This window comes from Salinibacterium sp. 10G20-15 (assembly GCF_057365065.1).
Genome location: NZ_CP195118.1, coordinates 1,792,109 through 1,812,516 on the forward strand (window position 1 = coordinate 1,792,109; position 20,408 = coordinate 1,812,516).

24 protein-coding genes and 1 tRNA gene are annotated in these 20,408 nt (G+C 60.9%); 16 read left to right on the forward strand and 9 right to left on the reverse strand.

Going from position 1 to position 20,408, the window contains the following annotated elements; translation table 11 throughout:
• Nucleotides 1-110 precede the first annotated feature (110 nt).
• The 13 genes from ACR3YK_RS08625 to ACR3YK_RS08685 all read left to right on the forward strand — a co-directional run bounded on the left by ACR3YK_RS08625 (nucleotide 111) and on the right by ACR3YK_RS08685 (nucleotide 10,113).
• Nucleotides 111-1,034, forward strand: a complete 924-nt coding sequence (locus ACR3YK_RS08625) for a CHAP domain-containing protein (RefSeq protein WP_486174485.1) — start codon at nucleotides 111-113, stop codon at nucleotides 1,032-1,034.
• Nucleotides 1,035-1,099: 65 nt separating this feature from the next.
• Complete coding sequence (locus ACR3YK_RS08630; protein ID WP_486174486.1) at nucleotides 1,100-1,510, forward strand: hypothetical protein; 411 nt, start codon at nucleotides 1,100-1,102, stop codon at nucleotides 1,508-1,510.
• Nucleotides 1,511-1,557: 47 nt separating this feature from the next.
• Nucleotides 1,558-1,629 (forward strand) — tRNA-Arg (locus tag ACR3YK_RS08635).
• 148 nt (nucleotides 1,630-1,777) lie between these two features.
• A complete protein-coding gene (locus ACR3YK_RS08640; RefSeq protein WP_486174487.1) occupies nucleotides 1,778-2,443 on the forward strand; it encodes a GntR family transcriptional regulator in 666 nt (221 codons plus the stop codon).
• Between the two features lie 72 nt (nucleotides 2,444-2,515).
• Nucleotides 2,516-3,295 (forward strand): MBL fold metallo-hydrolase, encoded by a 780-nt coding sequence (locus ACR3YK_RS08645; RefSeq protein WP_486174488.1) that lies wholly within the window; start codon nucleotides 2,516-2,518, stop codon nucleotides 3,293-3,295.
• Nucleotides 3,296-3,305: 10 nt separating this feature from the next.
• A complete protein-coding gene (locus ACR3YK_RS08650) occupies nucleotides 3,306-4,091 on the forward strand; it encodes an NAD-dependent epimerase/dehydratase family protein (RefSeq protein WP_486174489.1) in 786 nt (261 codons plus the stop codon).
• Nucleotides 4,088-5,080, forward strand: a complete 993-nt coding sequence (locus tag ACR3YK_RS08655; protein ID WP_486174490.1) for a phosphoglycerate dehydrogenase — start codon at nucleotides 4,088-4,090, stop codon at nucleotides 5,078-5,080. Before ACR3YK_RS08650 ends, ACR3YK_RS08655 begins: the two co-directional genes overlap by 4 nt.
• The gene (locus tag ACR3YK_RS08660; protein WP_486174491.1) at nucleotides 5,077-5,883 is read left to right on the forward strand and encodes a hydroxypyruvate isomerase family protein; all 807 of its coding nucleotides are present in this window, start codon (nucleotides 5,077-5,079) and stop codon (nucleotides 5,881-5,883) included. The genes ACR3YK_RS08655 and ACR3YK_RS08660 overlap by 4 nt, the downstream gene beginning before the upstream one ends.
• Nucleotides 5,880-6,548 (forward strand): hypothetical protein, encoded by a 669-nt coding sequence (locus tag ACR3YK_RS08665; RefSeq protein ID WP_486174492.1) that lies wholly within the window; start codon nucleotides 5,880-5,882, stop codon nucleotides 6,546-6,548. The genes ACR3YK_RS08660 and ACR3YK_RS08665 overlap by 4 nt, the downstream gene beginning before the upstream one ends.
• Complete coding sequence (otnK, locus tag ACR3YK_RS08670) at nucleotides 6,545-7,768, forward strand: 3-oxo-tetronate kinase (protein WP_486174493.1); 1,224 nt, start codon at nucleotides 6,545-6,547, stop codon at nucleotides 7,766-7,768. The genes ACR3YK_RS08665 and otnK overlap by 4 nt, the downstream gene beginning before the upstream one ends.
• Nucleotides 7,761-8,399, forward strand: coding sequence for a class II aldolase/adducin family protein (locus tag ACR3YK_RS08675; protein WP_486174494.1), 639 nt, complete (start codon nucleotides 7,761-7,763; stop codon nucleotides 8,397-8,399). The genes otnK and ACR3YK_RS08675 overlap by 8 nt, the downstream gene beginning before the upstream one ends.
• Entirely contained in the window at nucleotides 8,396-9,070 is a 675-nt protein-coding gene (locus tag ACR3YK_RS08680) for a substrate-binding domain-containing protein (RefSeq protein ID WP_486174495.1), read from the forward strand. The genes ACR3YK_RS08675 and ACR3YK_RS08680 overlap by 4 nt, the downstream gene beginning before the upstream one ends.
• A 50-nt stretch (nucleotides 9,071-9,120) precedes the next feature.
• Entirely contained in the window at nucleotides 9,121-10,113 is a 993-nt protein-coding gene (locus ACR3YK_RS08685) for a nucleoside hydrolase (RefSeq protein WP_486174496.1), read from the forward strand.
• Between the two features lie 57 nt (nucleotides 10,114-10,170).
• On the opposite strand, the gene ACR3YK_RS08690 is transcribed toward ACR3YK_RS08685, so the two are convergent.
• From ACR3YK_RS08690 to ACR3YK_RS08710, 5 genes are all read right to left on the reverse strand, one after another.
• Nucleotides 10,171-10,590 carry a hypothetical protein gene (locus tag ACR3YK_RS08690; protein ID WP_486174497.1) on the reverse strand — a complete coding sequence of 140 codons (420 nt, stop codon included), beginning with the start codon at nucleotides 10,588-10,590 and terminating at the stop codon, nucleotides 10,171-10,173.
• A gap of 114 nt (nucleotides 10,591-10,704) precedes the next feature.
• Entirely contained in the window at nucleotides 10,705-11,661 is a 957-nt protein-coding gene (locus tag ACR3YK_RS08695; protein WP_486174498.1) for a nucleoside hydrolase, read from the reverse strand.
• An 87-nt stretch (nucleotides 11,662-11,748) separates the two neighbouring features.
• The gene (locus tag ACR3YK_RS08700) at nucleotides 11,749-13,065 is read right to left on the reverse strand and encodes an MFS transporter (protein WP_486174499.1); all 1,317 of its coding nucleotides are present in this window, start codon (nucleotides 13,063-13,065) and stop codon (nucleotides 11,749-11,751) included.
• 159 nt (nucleotides 13,066-13,224) lie between these two features.
• Entirely contained in the window at nucleotides 13,225-13,488 is a 264-nt protein-coding gene (locus ACR3YK_RS08705) for a hypothetical protein (RefSeq protein ID WP_486174500.1), read from the reverse strand.
• An 84-nt stretch (nucleotides 13,489-13,572) separates the two neighbouring features.
• Nucleotides 13,573-13,869 (reverse strand): hypothetical protein, encoded by a 297-nt coding sequence (locus tag ACR3YK_RS08710; protein WP_486174501.1) that lies wholly within the window; start codon nucleotides 13,867-13,869, stop codon nucleotides 13,573-13,575.
• Nucleotides 13,870-14,021: 152 nt separating this feature from the next.
• Between ACR3YK_RS08710 and ACR3YK_RS08715 the strand changes: the two genes are divergently transcribed.
• On the forward strand, nucleotides 14,022-14,918 hold the full coding sequence (locus tag ACR3YK_RS08715) for an SDR family oxidoreductase (protein ID WP_486174502.1): 897 nt from the start codon (nucleotides 14,022-14,024) through the stop codon (nucleotides 14,916-14,918).
• 224 nt (nucleotides 14,919-15,142) lie between these two features.
• The gene (locus tag ACR3YK_RS08720; RefSeq protein ID WP_486174503.1) at nucleotides 15,143-16,360 is read left to right on the forward strand and encodes an ammonium transporter; all 1,218 of its coding nucleotides are present in this window, start codon (nucleotides 15,143-15,145) and stop codon (nucleotides 16,358-16,360) included.
• 136 nt (nucleotides 16,361-16,496) lie between these two features.
• Here ACR3YK_RS08720 and pdxH read toward each other — a convergent pair whose 3' ends face one another.
• Genes pdxH through ACR3YK_RS08735 form a run of 3 tightly spaced genes read right to left on the reverse strand, consistent with a single transcriptional unit; the run spans nucleotide 16,497 to nucleotide 18,572 of the window.
• Nucleotides 16,497-17,138, reverse strand: a complete 642-nt coding sequence (gene pdxH / locus ACR3YK_RS08725) for a pyridoxamine 5'-phosphate oxidase (RefSeq protein ID WP_486174504.1) — start codon at nucleotides 17,136-17,138, stop codon at nucleotides 16,497-16,499.
• Between the two features lie 35 nt (nucleotides 17,139-17,173).
• Nucleotides 17,174-18,379 (reverse strand): Na+/H+ antiporter NhaA, encoded by a 1,206-nt coding sequence (nhaA, locus tag ACR3YK_RS08730; protein ID WP_486174505.1) that lies wholly within the window; start codon nucleotides 18,377-18,379, stop codon nucleotides 17,174-17,176.
• Nucleotides 18,380-18,416: 37 nt separating this feature from the next.
• Entirely contained in the window at nucleotides 18,417-18,572 is a 156-nt protein-coding gene (locus tag ACR3YK_RS08735; RefSeq protein ID WP_486174506.1) for a hypothetical protein, read from the reverse strand.
• Between the two features lie 120 nt (nucleotides 18,573-18,692).
• Between ACR3YK_RS08735 and ACR3YK_RS08740 the strand changes: the two genes are divergently transcribed.
• Nucleotides 18,693-18,974 carry an iron-sulfur cluster assembly accessory protein gene (locus ACR3YK_RS08740; RefSeq protein ID WP_486174507.1) on the forward strand — a complete coding sequence of 94 codons (282 nt, stop codon included), beginning with the start codon at nucleotides 18,693-18,695 and terminating at the stop codon, nucleotides 18,972-18,974.
• Nucleotides 18,975-19,024: 50 nt separating this feature from the next.
• Here ACR3YK_RS08740 and ACR3YK_RS08745 read toward each other — a convergent pair whose 3' ends face one another.
• Entirely contained in the window at nucleotides 19,025-20,323 is a 1,299-nt protein-coding gene (locus ACR3YK_RS08745) for a hypothetical protein (RefSeq protein WP_486174508.1), read from the reverse strand.
• Nucleotides 20,324-20,408 lie beyond the last annotated feature (85 nt).

Below are 20,408 nucleotides of genomic sequence, written 5' to 3' on the forward strand. Positions count from 1 at the left end.
TTCCCGTCGTTCGAGGTTTGCCCTAGTTCTGCTTCGAATGAGCCCCGTTTTAAGGTTCCCGATTGTCACGTATATCGTCTGGTAGCACGGATGATTGTGGTGCGCCTTCGGTGGAGCCCGCCACAGACGCTCCCGTTTACCTCTCGCGCCGCGAAGCGCGTGCAGCCCGCGAGGCTGCCGCCGCGGGCAAGACCGTTACTGCGGCCGCGGCTGCCGATTCTGGCCTCACTGCGTCCGTCGCGGCTGCCGTTTCCTGCGTCCCTTCGGCATCCGTGAGCAGCGCCCCGCCGCGTGTTCGCTCCACTCCGCACCCTAATTCCAAGCGCGTTCGCAAGGCCCCGCTGCGTGCCGTCGCTTCGATGGCGGTAATCGGCGGTCTCTTCGCCGTCGCGGGTTTGCCCGCCTACAGCGCGACTGGGCTGGTATCAGACGAGGGCACAATCGTTTCGGCGTCATCGGTGACGGATGCCGCTGCGGCGAGCGTGCAATCGGTGACGGTGAGTTCGGAACTTGATCTTCCCGAGCTCAAGCGTGATCAGTTTTCGGCTACGTCTCCGGAAGAACTAGAACAAATCCGCCAACAGGCCGCGATTGCCTCGGCGAACGCGTTGTACGCCGCGTCAGGCGCGCGGGCGCTGGGCGATGACTACCCGTGGCCGACTGCCGGTGACACCCTCTCACCCCTCAACTACTACTACCGCCAGTGCACCGACTTCGTGGCGTGGCGCTTGAACCGCGATGTCGGTTCGTTTGCAGCGCCGTTCCGGTGGGCTTGGGCAGACCTGACACCCAATGGCGGCGACGCCTATCAGTGGAAGTCTGCGTGGGAAGCACATGGCTGGACTGTCAGCGACACTCCCGTCGCGGGTTCTGTTGCTTGGTTCGGTTGGGACAATCACGTGTCGTACGTGAAGCAAGTCAACGATGATGGTTCGGTGCTGCTCGAGGAATACAACTACGTTTACCGCGCGTACGGTCAGCGTACGCTGCAAGCCAGCGAGGTTGAGGCGTTCCTCTACCCTCCAGGCCAGTAAGCGATCGGCTTCAACGAACTTTCGGGCCTGCGCCGCGCGACGATGACTTCGTAGAGTAGTTCACCATGACCGACGACGAACTCATCACCACTTTCGAAGACGACACGATGGCGCCTGCCGCGTTCTCGCATGAACGACACGTGCGTGTGGCATGGCTGCTGGCCCGCAAGCACGGTGCGGCCGACGGGTTCGAGCGTCTCGTAGCTGGCATCAAGAATATGGCGGTTCGCGCCGGTAAGCCTGATGCTTTTCACCTCACGATGACTCGCGCGTGGTTTGATCTCATCGCGCTTGTTGACGATGTGGATGCTGCGCCAGAGCTGCTCGATAAGTCGATCATCATGCGTTTCTACTCGCCCGAGCGCATCGCTGCGGGTCGCGCGCAGTGGATCGAGCCCGATCTGCATCCGTTGCAGTTTCCGCTGCCCGCAGCGCCCGAGGTGGCGGCCGCGCCGACGCCTTCGCGCGAGCCTTGAGGCGGTTGCGGTGCTCAGTGCGGGACTCGACTACACTCGAACCGCCAGCCTCTGTAGCTCAACGGAAGAGCAACTCCGTCCTAAGGAGCAGGTTGGGGGTTCGAATCCCTCCAGGGGCACCGCCTTGTGGACGCGCAATTGCCTCAATAATCCAAACGGAACAGCCATTCGAGCGACACATCGCTATCGTGAGCGGCGATAGCCGGGGCCCGCAGCGCGCGGACGGTAGGCTCAAACTGATTCAGGTGTCGATTCAAGGGAGAGCCAGTGGCTGAACGCAAGTCAGCGAGAAAACCGATCGCAGACCAGATGTATGACGTGCTGCTGCATCAGTTCATGTCGGGGGAGCGCGGAGCGGGCGAGAGCCTCAATATAGGCGCACTCTCGCGCGAGCTTGACGTGAGTCAGACGCCACTGCGAGAGGCGCTCGCGCGCTTGGAGTACACGGGTCTTGTTCAGCGAGAGGCGCTTCGCGGGTATCGCGTTGCACCAATGATGACCCGGGCCGAAGTTGAGCAACTGAAGGAGGCTCGTCTCGTATTGGAGCCCCGCCTTGCGTTTGGTGCCGCATCGAGAGTCACTCCTGAGTTCCTCGCTGCATTGCGCGAGAGTTTAAACGAGTTCGAGCAGTCGGCGGATGCTGCTGACATGGAAACCGAAGGCTTCGACGTGTATTGGCGTTCAGACAATCAATTCCACACGTTAATTGCCGAACAATCGGGTAATCAATTCTTGGCACTCGCGTACGCGGCGCTAAGTGGCCAGATTCAAAGGTTCCGGCTCTTCTCAAAGTTTGGTCGCACAGGGGCACGACAGGCAGCGCCTGAGCATGCTGCTATCTTCGCTTCGCTTGAAGCGGGTGACGCCGAGAGCGCAGCGGAAGCAATGCGCCTGCATGTTCTGGGGGCAACAGAGCGGCTTTTGGGGAGCTAGCTCCCCAAACCTGGTCATGGACAAAGGCGGTAGAATCAAATACTATAGTCAATAGTATTTGGAGGGTGAGCGATGAAGCCGATACAGCAATCCATGGCGCAGTATGCCGCGCACCCTCTTGTCGAGGGGTTTCCTGGCAAATCGGAGTCTCACGGGGCCTTCGGGTGGAGCAGCGTCTGGCTCCTCGACGACGGCAACCGCCGCGTCTTGATCGATGCCGGGCAGCCTGCATATATCCCTCTCATCCACGGGGCTCTCGAACGCCTCGGGCTGACCACGGCAGACGTTACAGACGTCTTGCTAACTCATATGCATTGGGACCATGTCGCGAACTTTACGATGTTCCGGAACGCCGTCACTTGGGTAGGGGAAAGGGAGCTGGCGTGGGCGGCGGAACAACCGGCGGGAACCAAGTTCATCCCTGACCTGCATGTGCAGGAGCTCATGCGCCGCACGGAGGGCGTCGAGCGCATACGGGAGGGGCACGAGGTTCTTCCCGGCATCCATGCGATCCCCGCAGGGGGACACACGCCACATCACCTTGCGTTCTTCACTGAACGCGCCAATCATCCGATGGTGTTCGCGGGGGATTCGGTGAAGAATGTTCATGAGTTGGCCACCGCGCACGTAGATTCCACGATGGACGACGAGGCCAGTGTCCGCACCATCGATCGTTTGCGTTCTCTGCTGACAGACACGAGCGCAAATCTGCTGCCCGGACATGACGTCGGTCTCCGACTAGTGGACGGCGAAGTACACCGCCTTCGCGAGCAACGCGCCCAAATCAGCTTCTTTGCTGATCCGCTAAAGCCAGAGAGTGATCGCAGCATTGGCTGTGTTGACGCGAGCTGAAAGGACAATCATGACTTCTATCCTCTATACAGGCGGCACCGGCCGCATGGGCCGCGTAATCCGTGAGGGGCTTGCTGGGCGCTACGAACGAGTCGTCCTCTATGTGCGTAGCGAACCCGTTGAAACCTTGTACGCGAACGAGGAGGTCGTCGTGGGCGACCTCGGCGACGTGGAAAGTTTGACCGCGGCTGCTCACGGCGTCGATGTGATTGTGCACCTTGGAGCTGTCGCAGATGAAGCGTCATACGAACGCATTCGCGAAGCCAACATCGATGGCACCTACAGCGTTTACGAGGCAGCGCGTCGTGCTGGGGTGCGCCGCGTCGTGTTCGCCAGCTCCAACCACATCATCGGCTTTCACCCCGCTACCGAGCGTCTAGACGAGACTGCTTCTATTCGCCCTGACTCCTATTACGGTGTGTCGAAAGCATTCGGCGAAGCGCTGGCGAGTCTGTACTACGACAAATGGGGAGTGGAATCGGTGCTGTTGCGCATCGGAACGTTCCGCCCCGCGCCCGAGGATGTACGCCAACTTTCGCTCTGGTTGAGCTGGCGAGATGGCGTCGAATTGACTCGTTGCGCGATCGAAAACGGCCCTGTGGGGTGCCAAGTTGTTTACGGTGTCTCGGCAAACACCGACGGCTGGTGGGACGCCCAGGCCGGCTGGGCAGCGATCGGATTTATCCCGCAAGACAATGCTGCGGAGCACGCGCAGGGCGTCGATTGTGACGTTCCTGCCCCCCAGTATCACGGCGGAGCATTCACCGCCTCTGAGTACCAAGGAGGAATTTGGTGAGCGAAAACACCATGTCCCACGATGTCATGATCACTACCGCGTTCCTTAACCCAGGCGATGAGGTAGACACACAATTGCGTGGAGCGGGTCTGACGACGCGCCACGAACCGAACTTTGCTAGCTATTCTGAGGTGGACCGTCGAGCGATCCTGGCCTCCACCCGCGCCATCATCGCGGGAACTCAGCCACTGACGGCGGATGATCTTTCGAGCGCTCCGAACCTTCAGATCGTGGTACGAACGGGCGTTGGATACGACAGCGTCGATGTTGAAGCGGCAACTGCCCAGGGCATTCCGGTGTGTGTAACGGCAGGCGCGAATCGCCAGGCTGTTGCAGAACACGTCTTCGCTCTCATGCTGGGTGTTGCCCGGCGTATTCCCGAGAACGTGACCAACCTGAGGGCAGGCAGCTGGCAGCAACTCACCGGCCGCGAGCTTCGCGGCGCAACCCTTGGGGTGTTGGGACTCGGATCGATCGGCAAGGCGGTGGCCACGATTGCAGCAGGTTTCGGTATGAACGTTCTTGCTTATGACCCATACTTCGACGACGAATTCGCTGCGCTACACAATATTGTGCGGGCGGAGCTGGACGACGTTCTGGCGCAGGCCGATTTTGTGACACTACATCTGTTCCTCGATGACTCAACGCGAAACCTCATAGATGCGGAACGCTTGCGTTCAATGAAAAATGACGCGGTTCTGATCAACACAGCCCGTGGTGGCATCGTTGATGAAGCGGCCGTCGTCGAGGCTGTTCGCGCCGGCGTGATCGGTGGCGCAGCTCTAGACGTGTTCGAGCAAGAGCCCCTTCCCGCAGACAGCGCACTTCTGCACACACCCGGCATCCTCGCCACCACTCATGTCGCAGGCGCAACTCGAGAAGCGCGCGGCGAGTCTGGTCGTATGGCCGCAGCCAATGTGATCAGCGTTCTCGCTGGGGGCGATGCACAGTTCGTGGTGAATCCGGCATATAGAAAAGACGTCGCATGATCATTCAGACATCGGGCGGGCAGCTCCGACTGGCGGCCAATCTCAAATGGATGTACACCGAACTGCCCTTTGAAGAACGTTTTGACGCGGCTGCGGAGGCGGGGTTCACCGGGGTCGAATTTGCATCTCCTTACGAGCTTTCTGCGGTGCGCGTGCGAGAGTTGCTCGATAGCGCCGGCCTCACGCAAGCGCTCATCAACACCCCCGGTGGTCCTGCGGGTTCTGCTACAGCTATGGGGGCAGCGTACGTGCCATCTGCTCAGACCGTTTTCCGTGATGGTGTCGAGCGGGCGCTCGATTACGCAAATGTGCTCGGCAACCCCGTCGTCCACGTGATGGCTGGCCTGCGTCCCGCGGGGGTGGACCCGGAGTTCGCATTCGCTACCTACGTCACCAACATTGCTTGGGCTGCGGCGCAGGCTCGCGCAGCTGGAGCCCACATCGTTCTCGAAGCGATCAACAAGCGCGAACAACCCGCGTACGGCTTGGCTTCAATGGAGACGGCGGCTGCGGTCGCTGAAGCCGTTGACCCTGACACCGTAGGGGTGCTGTTCGATGTTTTTCACGCCCAGACCGATCGCGGCAACGTGATTGAGCGGTTCGAGCGGCTTGCCCCACTGATAAAGCACGTGCAGATTGCCGATAATCCCGGCCGTGGCGAGCCTGGAACAGGGGAAATCGCCTTCGAGCAGGTGCTCGCGCGGATGGCCGCCAGCGGCTATTCCGGATGGGTTGGTTGCGAGTATGGTCCCGTCGGCGACACTAACGAAGGACTCAAGTGGATCGAAAGGGTGACTCGGTGAACGCCGTAAAAATCGCGCTGATTAGTGCAACACCGCTAGCTATCGCTCCGGCCGCGGCCGCGGTCAGCGCGGCAATTCCGGACAGTACGGTGTGGAATCTTCTCGACGACCATCTGCTTTCCGACTTGAAACAGCAAGGGGCAATGACCGCCCCACTCGCTGCGCGCATGGACACTCTGATCGAGTCCGCCCTCGCTGGAGGCGCGGATGGCGTCTTGCTAACCTGCTCCCAATACGGCATGCGAGCTGAGTACCGTGACCCCGTAACCGACGGTGTTGCCGTGTTCTCTGCAGATGGACCGCTTTTTGAAGACACGGTAGCGATGTCACCGGCTAACGTGCTCCTCGTCGCGTCGCTGGAGTCGGCTGCTGAAGACAGCACCACGCGCTTGAGCGCGGCCTTTACAGCTGCAGGTACGGCGACATCCATCCGCTCCATCGTGGTGCCTGCCGCGGCCAAACCTCTCGCCGCGGCAGAGTTGGCTGACCATCTCAGTACGGCTATTTCTGAGGTGAGCGAGCCCTATGACGTCGTCGTGCTCGCTCAGTATTCACTTGCGCCCGCAGCCGAGGCGCTCCGTGACCACCTCACGGTGCCGGTCCTCGACGGCCCGAGCGTTGCCGCTTCGCGCTTGCGCGCCACGATCGAGGGATCACGACGATGATCGGCGTCATTGCTGATGATGTGACAGGGGCAACCGATGTGGCTGCCGCTCTCAGCCGCGAGGGCCTGCGAACGTTACTGACCCTCGACGCAGAAACTTCTGTCACAGGAGATGCTGACGCGATCGTTGCCGGCCTGAAGACCCGCTCGATCCCAGCGGCTGATGCCGTAGCGATGAGCTTGGTGGCACTGCGTACATTGCAGGACGCCGGCGCCACGCGCTTTTACTTCAAGTACTGTTCGACGTTCGATTCAACGGATGACGGGAATATCGGCCCCGTCACGGAAGCGCTCGCCCAGGCGCTGGGAGTGTCGACGGTGGTAACGACTCCTGCCGCCCCCATCCACGGGCGCACCGTAAACGAAGGAAATCTGTACGTTTTCGGTGTGCCGTTGCAGGAGACGCATATGGCGCACCATCCGATCACACCGATGCGTGACTCAGACTTGGTGAACCTGCTCACACCGCAGGTGCAGGGGAGGGTCTCGACGCTACCGCTTTCGGTCCTACATGCTGGAGCGGCCATGGCGCGAGCTGCGATCTCCGAGGCAGAAGGCTCAGGTGTGGCGCACGTGATCGCAGACTCCGTTGACGGTGCTGATCTCGCTACAATCGCCGAGGCTGTGGACACCGCAGTGCTCACGGCCGGGTCTGCCGGTCTCATCGGCGCAATCGCCGGACGCCAGCGTTCGTCCCGCCGCGCAATCTCCGCGCCGCCGGACGGGCGCACCGCGATCATCGCGGGAAGTTGTTCGAGACGTACTCTTGAGCAGATTGACGCGTTCAAGGAATCGGGCGGACTCTCGCACCGTGTCAGTGCTGAACCGGGCCAGACGGCATCAGAACTGGCTGAGGCAGCGTTGGCATGGTGGGATAACCAGCCCGCAGAGTCTTCAGCACTGATTTATTCGTCCAGCTCGGCCGAAGAGCGAAATGACGAGCTGCCAGAGGCCGGCGAACTGTACGAGGACGTGGCAGGGATCGTAGCCCACGGACTGGCACGCCGCGGTGTTCAACGCATGCTCGTCGCAGGCGGTGAGACATCGGGGGCGGTGATCCGCGAATTGGGAACCACGGTTGCTGTCGTGGGGGAGGAGGCTGCCGTAGGTGCGCCCTGGATACATGACGAGACCCATGGTGTGCATCTCGTGTTGAAGTCCGGAAACTTTGGCGACATTGACATGTTTACCTCTGTCTTGAGCAATGCAAGCCATGACTGATCTGCGGAAGGCGGTCGAAAGAGTCGCCCACTCGATTCACAGGCGTGGGCTTACGCACGGTCGCACAGGAAATTTGGCGGTGCGCGAAGGAGATCGCATCGTGGTCACGCCGACAGGGGTCAGCCTGGCCGATGTCTCGAGTACAGAGCTGTCTGTGCTCGATGAGGCAGGCCACCATCTCGAAGGTCCTCCGCCTACGAAAGAGGCGTTCTTGCACGTTGCCGTGCTCCGGGCCCGCCCCTCGGCGCATGCAATCGTGCACACCCACTCGGTGCACGCTGCTGCACTTTCCTGTTTGGCAGACCTTGACCCTGACGACGCACTGCCGCCGCTCACCGCGTACTACGGCATGCGCGTAGCGCCCTTGCAGGTCTTGCCTTACTTCGCGCCAGGCGATACGGCAGCGACCCGTGCCGTCGAACAAGCCGCGACGCGCTCGCATGCGATGCTGTTGCGCAACCATGGGCCAGTGATTGCCGGCGTTGATCTTGACTCGGCGTTGGATGCGCTCGAAGAACTCGAACACACCGCGCAAATCTTCTTCCTCACGTCAGGGATGCGCACCGCGCCCCTGACGACGCAACGCCTCGCTGCCGTGCAGCCTCAGCCCCCTCAGGAGCCCCAAGCATGATCACGCTGTACAGCGGACTTGTCGTTCGACAGTCGCTCGTTGAAGAACTTATTCCCGAGTTCGAAGCCGCTACCGGTGAACACATCGTGGCAACCTTTGAGCCGACCACTGTGCTGCTCGAGAAGATCGCCGGCGGCGAGCGTCCTGATCTTTTTCTGGGTGTTTCGGCCTCCGCTCATGACCTGGCAACTCAGGGAATTCTCGATGAGGAAACTGTCTCAGACATCGCAGTCTCAGCCGTCGGCTTTGCACGGCTGGCAGATACACGAGCGCCCTCTTCAGATACCGAGGAGGAATTTCTTCGGTACCTGTGCGATTCTCGAGTCGCATACACGCTCTCTGGCGCTAGTGGTGTTCACTTCATGAAAGTGCTGCGCGAACGTAATTTGCTCGAGGTGATCGACGAGCGTGCCGTGCGCTTCCCCGCGGGGCTCACCGCAGAAGCTGTGATCGACGGTCGTGCAGACGTCGCCATCCAACAGGTGTCCGAGTTGCGCTCCGTGCCCGGTGCGCACGTGGTGACTCCGATTCCGCACGCGCTGCAGTCCTACGGTCGTTTCGCGATCGGCGTTGGCGTTTCTGCACCCGCATCCGCCCGAGCATTCGCGGCGTCGCTCACCGAAGCGCGCGCGCAAGCGGCTTTCGCGAACGTTGGACTCCGCGCTCCGTAAGGCCTCCCGCTCACAACCTGCTGCGCCGACGCAGCGGAAAGTTAGGAATCATGACGAAGAGAAAAGTGATTATCGACACCGACACGGGTGTAGACGACGCACTGGCGATCATGCTGCTTGCAGCGGACCCCGACGTCGAGATCCTTGCGGTGGTCAGCGTCTTTGGAAACTGCACCGGTGAACGTGCAGCCGACAATGCGCGATATGTGCTCGACACCTGCGGGCGCAGTGACGTACCGGTCTACCGTGGCAGCGATGTTCCTGTGAAGCAAGAGCTGCGCTTGAACCCGGGTATTCACGGTGAAGACGGTTTCGGGAACACAGGTTTGCGCCCAGTCGTCTCGGTTACAAGCGAGCCCAGCGGGGTGGACGTAGTACTCGAACTTGTGCGTCAGCACCCAGGTGAGATCGACTATCTCGCCATTGGCCCGCAGACGAACCTCGCCCGCGCGTTAGAGACCGAACCTGATCTGCTCACGAAGCTACGCAGCACGGTGATCGTTGGCACACTAGGGCCGGCGCTGTACCGCGATACCGAGCCGTGGGCTGATCGCCGCTTCCGTGTCTCGCGGGATCCCAACGTCACGTTTGACATCGACGCCGCGGAAGCTGTTGCCGCTCACGAGGGTGATGTGACATGGTGCGGCCCCTATGTGACGCGTCAGGCGCTCGTGCCTGAGAATTTTTTCCTTGAGATCGCGGAGTCCACGGGGTACGCACCCGCCAACCTGATCACAAAAATCAGTGCGGACTACGCAGGATTCTACAGCCGCTCGTATCCGCAACCAGAAGACGAGCGAGTCATGGGGATCAACGACAGCATGGCCGTCGCCGCCCTTCTTCGACCTGATCTCATTACGGCATCCGTGCAGCGCCCGTTGCAGACCTTCCAAGACCCAGCGACGGGGGATCGCTACTTGGCTGGTGTGCACCCCATCGAGGGCGAGACGCGGCCTCTGCACCGCGTTGTGGTGGATATGGACTTTGACGGCGTTCTGCGGATGATCGGCGAAACCCTGCGCAAACCGCTTCCCTGGCGCTAAAAACAACGAAGGCCCCCTGAACTCAGTACGAGTTCAGGGGGCCTTCTCGTTTCTTCTTCAGTCGTCGTACGAGCGGGCGCGGATCCAAGGCATAGGCAGTAGTTCCCTGGGGTCCGCTGCGGCAAGGATGCCGTCCCCAGCGTCGATGAGGACCTGTAGATCCCGACCAAATTTCGGGATCAGTTCACGGCACACCCCGCACGGGTTGATGACGTGCGGAACATCGTCACGGCCGAGACCGACAGAAACGATCCTGGTGATGGCTTCCTCGCCACCAATTTTCGCGTTGGCGACCGCGCTGCTCTCTGCGCACACCTTGACGCGCGAGGTGGCAAGACTCACGCCGAGGTACACAGCCCCTGTGACGCCACGAGCTGCGGCGGCAACCCGAACCGCGCCTGGATCGTGCACGCGTGACAAGAGCGTGCCGGCGGCCTCGATGAGTTCCGCGTCTGAAGCAAGAAGTTCTTGTGTCATGGTCGTACCTTTCTCAAAGTGCGGGAGAACAACGAAGCCTTCGGCAGTGTCTAAAATCCACGGCCGAAGGTTTCGTCTGCTACTGAAGTTGAGGGCGTGCAGCCCTCCGTCGCTCTAGTTCACGGTTCCGAAAGCTGTGACGGATTCAACGAGCGCGTCCGCGACGGCTGCCGCGTCAATGTCCAGCAACACATCAACGTTGGGGACGCCGCCCCAGCGGTCAACCATTTGCACGACCGTCTGTCCGCGCGTGTGTTTGCCATCGAGTTCGATATCGACGCGTAAATGGCGTACCTGGAACCAGTCCGGGTTGATGGCGTAGGCAATACAGGGAACATCGTTTAGATGCATGCCCTCGGCCTTCCACTCGGGCATCTCGGTGGTGTCCTGATGGCGGTCGGGGTAGCCGATCATTTCGCACAGGGCGCGGCCCATAGACGAACCAGATGTCCAGAGTTTCTCGACCCGTTCAGGGGTAACCGAGAACTTGCGGCACACGTCAAGACCGACCTGGGTGAGGTTGGCTCCAGACTGCACGACGATTTCGGCCGCCTCGGGATCGTTGAAGATGTTCGCGCTGGCAACGGGGGAGGCATTTCCCCAGGTGAGGGCTGCTCCACCCATATAAATGATGCGGCGAACGTTTTCCGCAAACTGAGGCTCCAGCGAGATAGCGAGTGCGACGTTTGTGAGCGGCGCGAGTGCCATAATGCTGATCTCGCCCGGGTTCGACATGACGAGTTCGATCATTTTGTGCACGGCCTCAGTGGGGCCATCACTGCCGGGTGCAGGATCGGGATATTCCCAGTACCCCACGCCGCTAGGGCGGTGAATGTGCTCGGCAAAGTTCGGTTCGCCCACGAGAGGTCGGGGCGCGCCAACCCAAATCGGCAGATCGGGGCGACCCGCCAGATGAGTGATCTTTCGTGCGTTGGCGGTCGCCTTCTGAACGTTCACATTCCCGAAGACGGTAGTGAGTGCCTCGATGTGGAACTTGTCTGTTGCGAGTGCCCAGAAAAGTGCGCCGGCGTCGTCGATGCCGGGGTCAGTGTCGATGATGAAGCGTTCCATGGTTTCGTTCTTTCTAGGAGGCCGTATCGGCGGGATTCTCTGCGCGGTACCCTCAGCGTTGTTGACGATACCGCGCAGAGATCTGGACTACTTTCCGACGAAGATGCCGTTACGCTTCTTCGCTGCGAGATAAAGAATCACGCTTATTGCGCAGAGCGTGGCAATGTATATCGGGAACATCCAGAACGTGCCCTCGCCCTGCATCCACAGCAACAGGTAAGAAGCGGTACCGCCGAACAATGCAACTCCCACGCCGTAGCCGAGCCCAAGGCCCGTGCCGCGGATGTGTTGAGGCAGTAGAGAGTTGGAAATCGTGACGAAGATCGTCATGTTGAGAAGCAACACGATTGCGCCACCGAACATGACTCCTGCGAACGTCCCGATGCCGGGCTGTGTGTAGAGCAACGACAGGAAGATTGTCGGAATCGCCAGTACGCGAGCGATAACGAAAACCTTTGACATGGGGAAGCGGTCGAGGAACTTGCTGAGGAACAGCGCGCCCAGGGTCATGAAGACTCCGAAGCCTGTGGTGATACCGAAGACTGCGGCGGGGTCTTCTTGGAAAGCCGCGCGCGCGAGGTTAGGTAGACCAGCGATCCACGTGTAGTTATAGGCCTGGATGGCACCGACAATAAAGACAGTCGCCAGAACGCTCAGCCAGTACTTGCGAACGTCGCTCCAGACCGAGAGACGCTGTTTCTTGTCAGCCTTCGCTGCGCGTGCGACGTCGATCGTGAGCGTCTCAGGCAGCGTGGTGCGCAGCCACAACACAATGAGACCGAAGAGACCGCCGATGATGAACGGGATGCGCCAGCCCCATTCTGCGAGGTTGTCGCCCGCGAGTAGCTGGGTGAGAAAGAAGATCGAGAGGGGCGCGAGCAAGTTGCCGAGATTATTGAAGAATCCGAAGAACCCGGAAACATAACCGGGGCGGTTCGGAACTAGCTCGAGCGCGTAGGCGGTGCCAAGGGGGGCCTCTACACCGGCAGACAGACCCTGCAATAGACGCATAGCGACCACAATGATCGGCGCGGCAGCACCGATAGCCGCGTACCCCGGCAGGACGCCGATGATGAAGCTACCAAAGGCGACAGCAGAGATGGCAAAGATCATGATCTTTCGGCGGCCCGCTCTGTCGGCTATTGCACCGAAGATGACCCCGCCGATGGGGCGGGCGATGAATCCAACAGCGAAGACGGCGAGTGCGTTAAGCGTCGATGCGAGAGCGCTGTCTGAGGGGAAGAAAGCGGCCCCAAGGTAGGAAGAGAGCAATCCGAAGATCGCCCAGTCGTACCATTCGAGGGCGTGACCCCAGCTGAGCGCGCGAAGGTGCTTGCGCTCGGTTGGGCTGGCTTTGCCTGTCAGCTGTGCTGACGAGGGCGCCGCGACGTCTTGTACGTTCATGGAGCTCCTTTGCTCGACTCTCCCGGAGGATAGTGCTCTTTATCTGCGAACGCCTCGAATCGGGCGGCCGGTGCACTCACTATAGTATAGCGCACGCTATTTTGTGTACCCATGGTTCATCGTGGACAGCAGAGGACGACCGCTGAACTTGCCATCGGGCTAAACCGTCTCCTGCGAACACAAAGGTGTATCAGCCTCGAAAGCTATTCGTACCGCAGCGACTCCACCGGGTCGGCCTTGGCTGCACGGGCCGCGGGCAACGGGCAGTGTGCCAGCGAGGAACGCGATTGCCAGGACGTCGAGGATGATCCCGGTGATCGACAGCGGATCGAACGCAATCAGGGTCAGTCCAGACAGGGCAGCGAGCAGCCAACTCCTCATCGTGGGGGACGACGATGAGGGTGACGCCGTGTTTGCGTTCATCGCACGCAGTCTTGCCAATCGCGGCGCAGAGTGAGGCGGCCGAGGGGAGCCGTGGCCTACGGCGAGAGAAGTATCTTCGACTGTCTACTTCTTGAGCGCGGCCTGGCGCTTGTGCTCTGCCGCGCGTTCGAGTCGCTCAATGCGCAAGAGGTCGAGCAGCAGTAACGCAATGGGCACAACGGAGATGATGCCCCACCACTCCTGAGTTCCGCCCGTCGTAACGTAGACGACGTTGAACACGACGGCCCACGCGAGACCACCGATGAGCCAAAGAAGTCGCCACCACGGTGTCGTGAGTTGGCGGATGCGCGTACGCAGCAGGGACGTCTTCGCTGGGGGAGTAGCGCCATCGGGGGTGCCTGCCGAAGCTGTATCGTCCATGCGCCAACTCTACGTTCTTCGCGCGGCCCCGGAAACTCTCTGTGCTCGCTGGGAAAAGCTGCACGGTTTCATGGGTTTTCCATTTCTTATCGAGACGGCTTCCTAGGGTAAAAGAGGCGTTGTCGCGCCTCGATCACTAACGAAAGGGACACATGGCACACGACCAGTACACCTTCCGCGATCCCGTTACGAGCTTCGATAAGGTGGAACCGCCGAAGCAACACCAGCCCGAGCCGGGCCTCGATTCCGAACTCGACCCTCGCGCCGATCTCGGCGAAGACAGTTACCGCGGTAGCGGGCGGCTTGCTGGCCGCAAAGCGCTCATCACCGGAGCCGATTCGGGAATTGGGGCTGCGGTCGCGATTGCATTTGCTCGAGAAGGGGCGGATGTTGCCCTGTCGTACCTGCCGAGTGAACAGAGCGATGCTGAGCGCATCGCCGCTCTCGTGCGCGATGCCGGACGAGAAGCGCACCTTGTGCCGGGGGACATCTCCACCGCAGAGGCAAGCCGCACGCTGGTCGCCGACGCCGTCGAGAAGCTGGGTGGCCTCGACACTCTCGTCAATAACGCTGGCAAGCAAGTATTCTGCGAAAAGCTCGAGGACCTGACGGATGAGGCCTTCGACCAGACCATGAAGACCAACGTCTATGCAATGTTCTGGATTACCAAGGCGGCGCTTCCACATCTCCCTGCCGGGTCGAGCATCATTAACACGACGTCGGTTCAGGCCTATAAACCTTCGCCCGTTCTGGTGGATTACGCCACGACGAAGGCGGCAATCAACACCTTTACGAAGGCGACGGCGGCTCAACTGGCGGAGCGAGGCATCCGTGTCAACGCGGTCGCTCCTGGCCCGGTATGGACGGTACTTCAGGTCACGGATGGTCAGCCGCAGGAGAAGATCACCAGCTTCGGTCACGATACCCCGCTGGGTCGCGCCGGGCAGCCAGCAGAGATGGCACCCGCGTATGTGTTCCTCGCCTCCGCCGAATCCAGTTATGTGGTGGGTGAAACGCTCAACGCCAATGGGGGGATTCCGACTCCGTAGCTATAACTGACAGTCGATTCACCGAATACCTCGGGGTTCTCGAAACCTTTCCGTAACACCCGCGCTGCACGTTTAACGTGCGTGAAACATAACTGAGGGGTTACTGAAACGCTAAGCCGCGATGCTGTGTCGTGCGGGTCGGTGGGAGTGGAATAACCCGACACTCACCGAAATCCGCCACAGCGACACGTGTGCATCAGGCACACAAAGCGAAAGAGGTTGAGATGGATACAGTGGTTTGGGTACTCATTAGCACTGCACTTGTGCTGCTTATGACCCCCGGTTTGGCATTCTTTTACGGTGGACTCGTCAAAGAGAAGTCCGTCGTTAGCATGATGATGATGAGCTTCGGCTCTCTCGGCCTTGTTGCCGTGCTTTGGATCCTCATCGGTGCAAACATGAGCGCGATCGACGGTTCAGTCTGGTCGTTCTCCGGAAACCCCTTCAGCAACTTCGGTCAAGAAGGCGTTGCGGGCTCCGATCTTCTCGTGGTCGCCTTCGGTGGAACCTTCGCCATCATCACTACCGCACTCATCTCGGGCGCTATCGCTGACCGTGCTCGCTTCGGTCCGTGGATGATCTACACCGGTGTCTGGGCAACGCTCGTTTACTTCCCCGTCGCAGCCTGGGTTTGGGGTGGCGGTTGGATTCAGAACCTCGGTGACATCCTCGGTGGCCTTCCCGCCGTCATCGACTACGCCGGCGGTACTGCCGTTCACATCAACGCTGGTGCAGCTGCCCTTGGTCTCGCTCTGGTTCTCGGTAAGCGCGTTGGCTTCAACAAGAACATCACGCAGCCTCACAATGTGCCCCTCGTTCTTATTGGTGCCGCACTGCTCTGGTTCGGTTGGTTCGGATTCAACGCCGGTGCCGCTAGCGACCCCGACGAGGCCGGCCTGATCGTGTTCAACACGCTCGCCGCTCCTGCAGCAGCAATCCTCGGTTGGATCGTTGTGGAGAAGCTCCGCACCGGTAAGGCCACCGCAGTCGGCGCCGTTTCGGGTGTTGTCGCTGGTCTCGTGGCCATCACTCCCGCTTGTGCAAACTTGACGCCCGGTTGGGCACTCATCCTCGGTCTGATCGCCGGTGCGGTTTGTGCTCTCGCCATCGAGCTCAAGTTCAACCTCGGCTTCGATGACTCGCTCGACGTAGTGGGCCTCCACCTCGTTGCCGGCATCATCGGAACGATCTACCTCGGCTTCTTCGCCACCGACACTGGTCTCTTCACCGGTGGAGATGCAGGCCAGCTGGTTGTTCAGACCATCAGTGTTCTCGCCGTAGCTATCTTCTCCTTCGCAGCCTCCTGGTTGATCGGAACCGCGATTCAGAAGACCATCGGATTCCGCGTTACTTCGGAAGAAGAAATCGCCGGTATTGACCTCGCCGTCCACGGCGAGTCGGGTTACGCATTGTCGGCACAGGAGACAGTTTCGGCTAAGTAAAACCCACAACCTCGGGAGGGGCACGACTGTTATCGCGGTCGTGTCCCTCTTTTGGCGTTAATCGAGGAACCCCGCACCGGGCGGTCCAGCTAGCGGAGCGGGGTTTCGTTGCCTCTCAGGAACGCTTAGCCGCGCATTACGGCTGAAGCCGCACCCGGTCCCATTCACCGGAGCCCGCACGCACGAATCGCACACGGTCGTGAAGGCGTGAGCTGCGCCCCTGCCAAAACTCGATCGTGTGGGGCTCGACAACAAAGCCGCCCCAGTCAGCAGGGCGCGGCACTTCGCGCCCCTCGAACTGGGCTTCACGCTCTGTCACGCGGTGCTCCAAGAGTGCCCGGGATGCGATGGGTTGCGACTGCTCGCTGGCGTGCGCTGCGATTTGACTTCCTCGCGGTCGCGTGGCGAAGTAGGCGTCTGAAAGCGCTGTGGCAATGGGCCGGGCAGTTCCCTGCACGAGCACCTGCCGGTGGATCGAATACCAGGGGAAGGTCAGCGAGGCTGCTGGATTACCGAGTAGCGCGCGCCCCTTGATCGAGCTGTAGTTCGTGAAGAACTCGAAGCCGGCGCTGTCGATGGCGCGCAAGAGCACGGTGCGGGCGCTGGGAGAGCCCTCAGCATTCACCGTCGAAAGAACCATTGCGTTGGGTTCGTAAACAGCCGCCTCGCTGGCGTTGGCTAACCACAAGCGGAACTGCTCGATCGGGTCAGCGAGCACATCCGAATCATTGAGCGGGAGTTGGCCGTAGTCGGTGTGCTGGCTCAGAGGGTCAGACACGGTGCATCCTTTCGGCAGTGCCTAGGTGCCGCGGCTTAGTCCTCGTCTTCGATGAGGGCCTTGTCGCGGTCGGGGATTCCATCCTCGTTCATGTCGCGCTTGCGGGCGAGACGTGAGTCCCAGCGCAGGCTGATGGCGGCGAGAACGGCAGCGAGGGCGGTGCCAATGAGAATCGCGAGCTTGGCTCCGGTGGTGTGTTCGCTATCGGGGAACGAGAGTTCCGAGATGAGCAGCGACACGGTGAAGCCGATACCCGTGAGGAATCCGATGGGCAGCAAGTCTCGAAGCCCGATGGAGTCGGCGAGACGGAACTTGGTGACCTTGGTGATGAGCGCGGTTGTCCCGAGTACACCGATGATCTTTCCCAGTACCAAACCGACGATGATGGCGGCCACAACCGGCTGGACCAGTACGTCGCTGACGCTCTCATCGCCACCGAGCGAGACGCCGGCGGCGAAGAAGGCGAAGACTGGCAGCGCAATTCCGGAAGATGTGGGGCGAACAGCGTCATCGAACGCGTGCGTGCGAGTGTCTTTCTCACCGTGCACGAGTTTGGCGGGAACCGTGAAGCCGAGCACCACGCCGGCGATTGTCGCGTGTACACCGGAGTCGTGCATGAATGCCCAAGCGACCACAGCCAAGGGAACTAGCAGCCACCAGCGCGGCTTGCGCGAGCGAACCACGAGGCCGAAGAGCGCGATAGCGACGAGCGAGAAGAGTAGCGAAAGCAAATCGATGCTCTCGGTGTAGAAGAGCGCGATGATGATGATCGCCAGAAGGTCATCCACCACGGCCATCGTAAGAAGGAAGGTGCGCAGCGCACGCGGGAGACCGCGGCCGAAGATGGCGAGCACGGCGAGGGCGAACGCGATATCGGTGGCGGTGGGAATTGCCCAGCCGCCCAGGGCGGTCGAGTCGCCTGAGACGAGGATAATCAGCGTAAAGAGCAGCGCAGGAAAGAGCATTCCGCCGATAGCGGCGAAGACAGGAACCGCTGCTTCGCGTGGCTTTCGCAGGCTGCCGGCCACAAGTTCTTGTTTGAGTTCGACGCCAACGACAAAGAAGAAGATTGCAAGCAGACCATCAGCGGCCCACGTTGCGAGGGAGAGGTTGAGGTGCAGCGACTCAGGGCCCACCGTAGTTTCGGCGAGGGCTGCGTAGCCTTCCCGCCAAGGGGAATTGGCCCAAATGAGCGCGATCGCGGCGGCGACCATGAGCAAAACGCCGCTAGTGGTCTCCATGGTGACCCACCGGCGTACACGCTTACGGGGGCTCAGCTTATTGGTGGGTGAGGTCACAAATTTCCAGACGTTGAGGTTCGTCAGCGGGGTCGCCGACACTATCGCCGACCAGACTTCCCGGCACTCCAGCCTCAATTCTACCGGTCGCGTGCCTGAGCGGATGCACCATGACGGAAGCAAATTCGTCGCGCATCCTGACCGTCGCATCCCCTCTCTATGAGAGTTGGCTCATAATCGCGGCTCAGGCTTGCTGACCGCTGCTCACTAAGGAATCGTGGGGGTTTCATCTCGCTGAACCTGGAAGGACGAACATATGCTCACCCTCACCGAAACAGCCACCACGGTCGTCAAGACGATCGTCGAACAAGACCCCAATGCGGATGCCTCGGGGCTTCGCATTAACGGAGAGCCGGGAGCCCCCAACCTCACCGTCGCCGTTGTTGCCGCTCCGGAAGCGGGTGACTCCGTCGTCGAGGCTGGCGGTGCACGAGTCTTCCTCGAAGAGAACGCTTCTGTTGCGCTCAGCGACAAGACTCTCGACGCCAACGTGGGTGAGAACGGCGCAGTGAACTTCGCCGTGATCGACCAAGCCTAAAAGGCCCAAGCTTCCGGCACGGTGACGATGAATTCGTCATCGTGCCACCGTTAGTAGCGGGCGAGAGCGTCAGCATCTCGAGCATGAGTAACTGATCGGCGAATCGCGTCTAGTGCTTTCACCGGATCTGTCTCGGCTTCAGCGATCACTAGCTGACGTTCCGCCTCTGCTAGCCGCGTGCGGGCGCGAGCACTTGTTCCGCCGCGCCCTACCAGTTCTCGAACAACGGAGATCTGGCTCCGCGCCGCCACGAGCGTTCCCTGGTAGGCAGCACGGGCATGTTCGAATCGCTGTTGCTGATTCCGCGCCGACGCGAGAGCGTTTTCGAGTTCGGCCCCCGCATCATTCAGCAACTCCAGTTGCTCAAGAGGGCTGTGGCGAGTAGCGGATTCGGCTGCAGTGAGTTCTAGAGCTCGCTCGTTGGCTGCGATCGCCGAAAGGATCCGTGCACCACTCTGCGGATCGGGGGCAGACTCCGCGGCGACTCTAGCTTCCCGCAACTCGGCACGGGTCGTCTCTCGCAGTTGTCGCACGACAGCGTCCGCGCTGGCGAGGTTCGCCAGCGCTTGGTCAGTGGCCACCGCCGCGCGCTGGGCTCGCTGCAGCGAGTTGCCTGCAGCGCGCAGGGTGTCGGTGACCGCGTTCACGCCGGCGGGGCTAATGTGTGGGGCCGCAGCATCCAAGTCCGCCTCGGCTGCTGCAAGCTCTGTCTGGCCGACCATCAGCTCTCGACGGGCAACCATCAGCGCGTCATCCGAATAGTCACGTTCAACTGCCGTCAATTGACGGGACGCCGCAATCAATCGTTCGCGAAGCGCCTCGATTTGCGACCGCGATTGCTGCGCGGTCGTTGCTGCGGCAGCCTCACGGTGGCGTCGCGCGGTGAACGAGGCGTCGAACTTGTCGAGGCTAGCGAGCGCCCTCTCGCAGAGGGCTGTTATCTGCAGAGTCAGACCGCGACGTCGTTCAGCGGCAATGTCTGGTGCGTCGTCTCGTTGCTGGCCGAGCCGGAATGCTTCTGTCAGTTGAGCACGTGCCGAGGCCAGAGCATCTGCGAAATCTCCGGCAGTGTCGGCTCCGAACTGGGCAACGGCGAATCCCAGTTCTAGCTCTGCTTCGCGAACCCGGTCGTCGAGGGAGACGAGAAGCCCGGCCGCCCGTGACTCCAGTGCTGACTGCGAGGCAGTACCGCGAAGACCGCGGTCGCCGCCGCGGCGGAACAGTGTCACGAAAGCAACAACTCCCGCGACCACCACAAGAACCGCCACTGTGACGACAGCGAGCAGTGTGCCGCGCAGAACTTCCGAGGCTTCGCTTGCGGTGGCAAAGTGCAGCCCAAGGGAGAACATGAACCGTATTCTACGGCCGACTGCCGCGTTAACTGGGGGTGCCGGTCGCCGATGAGTCTTGCGAAACCCGCGGTAGTTGCAGGCA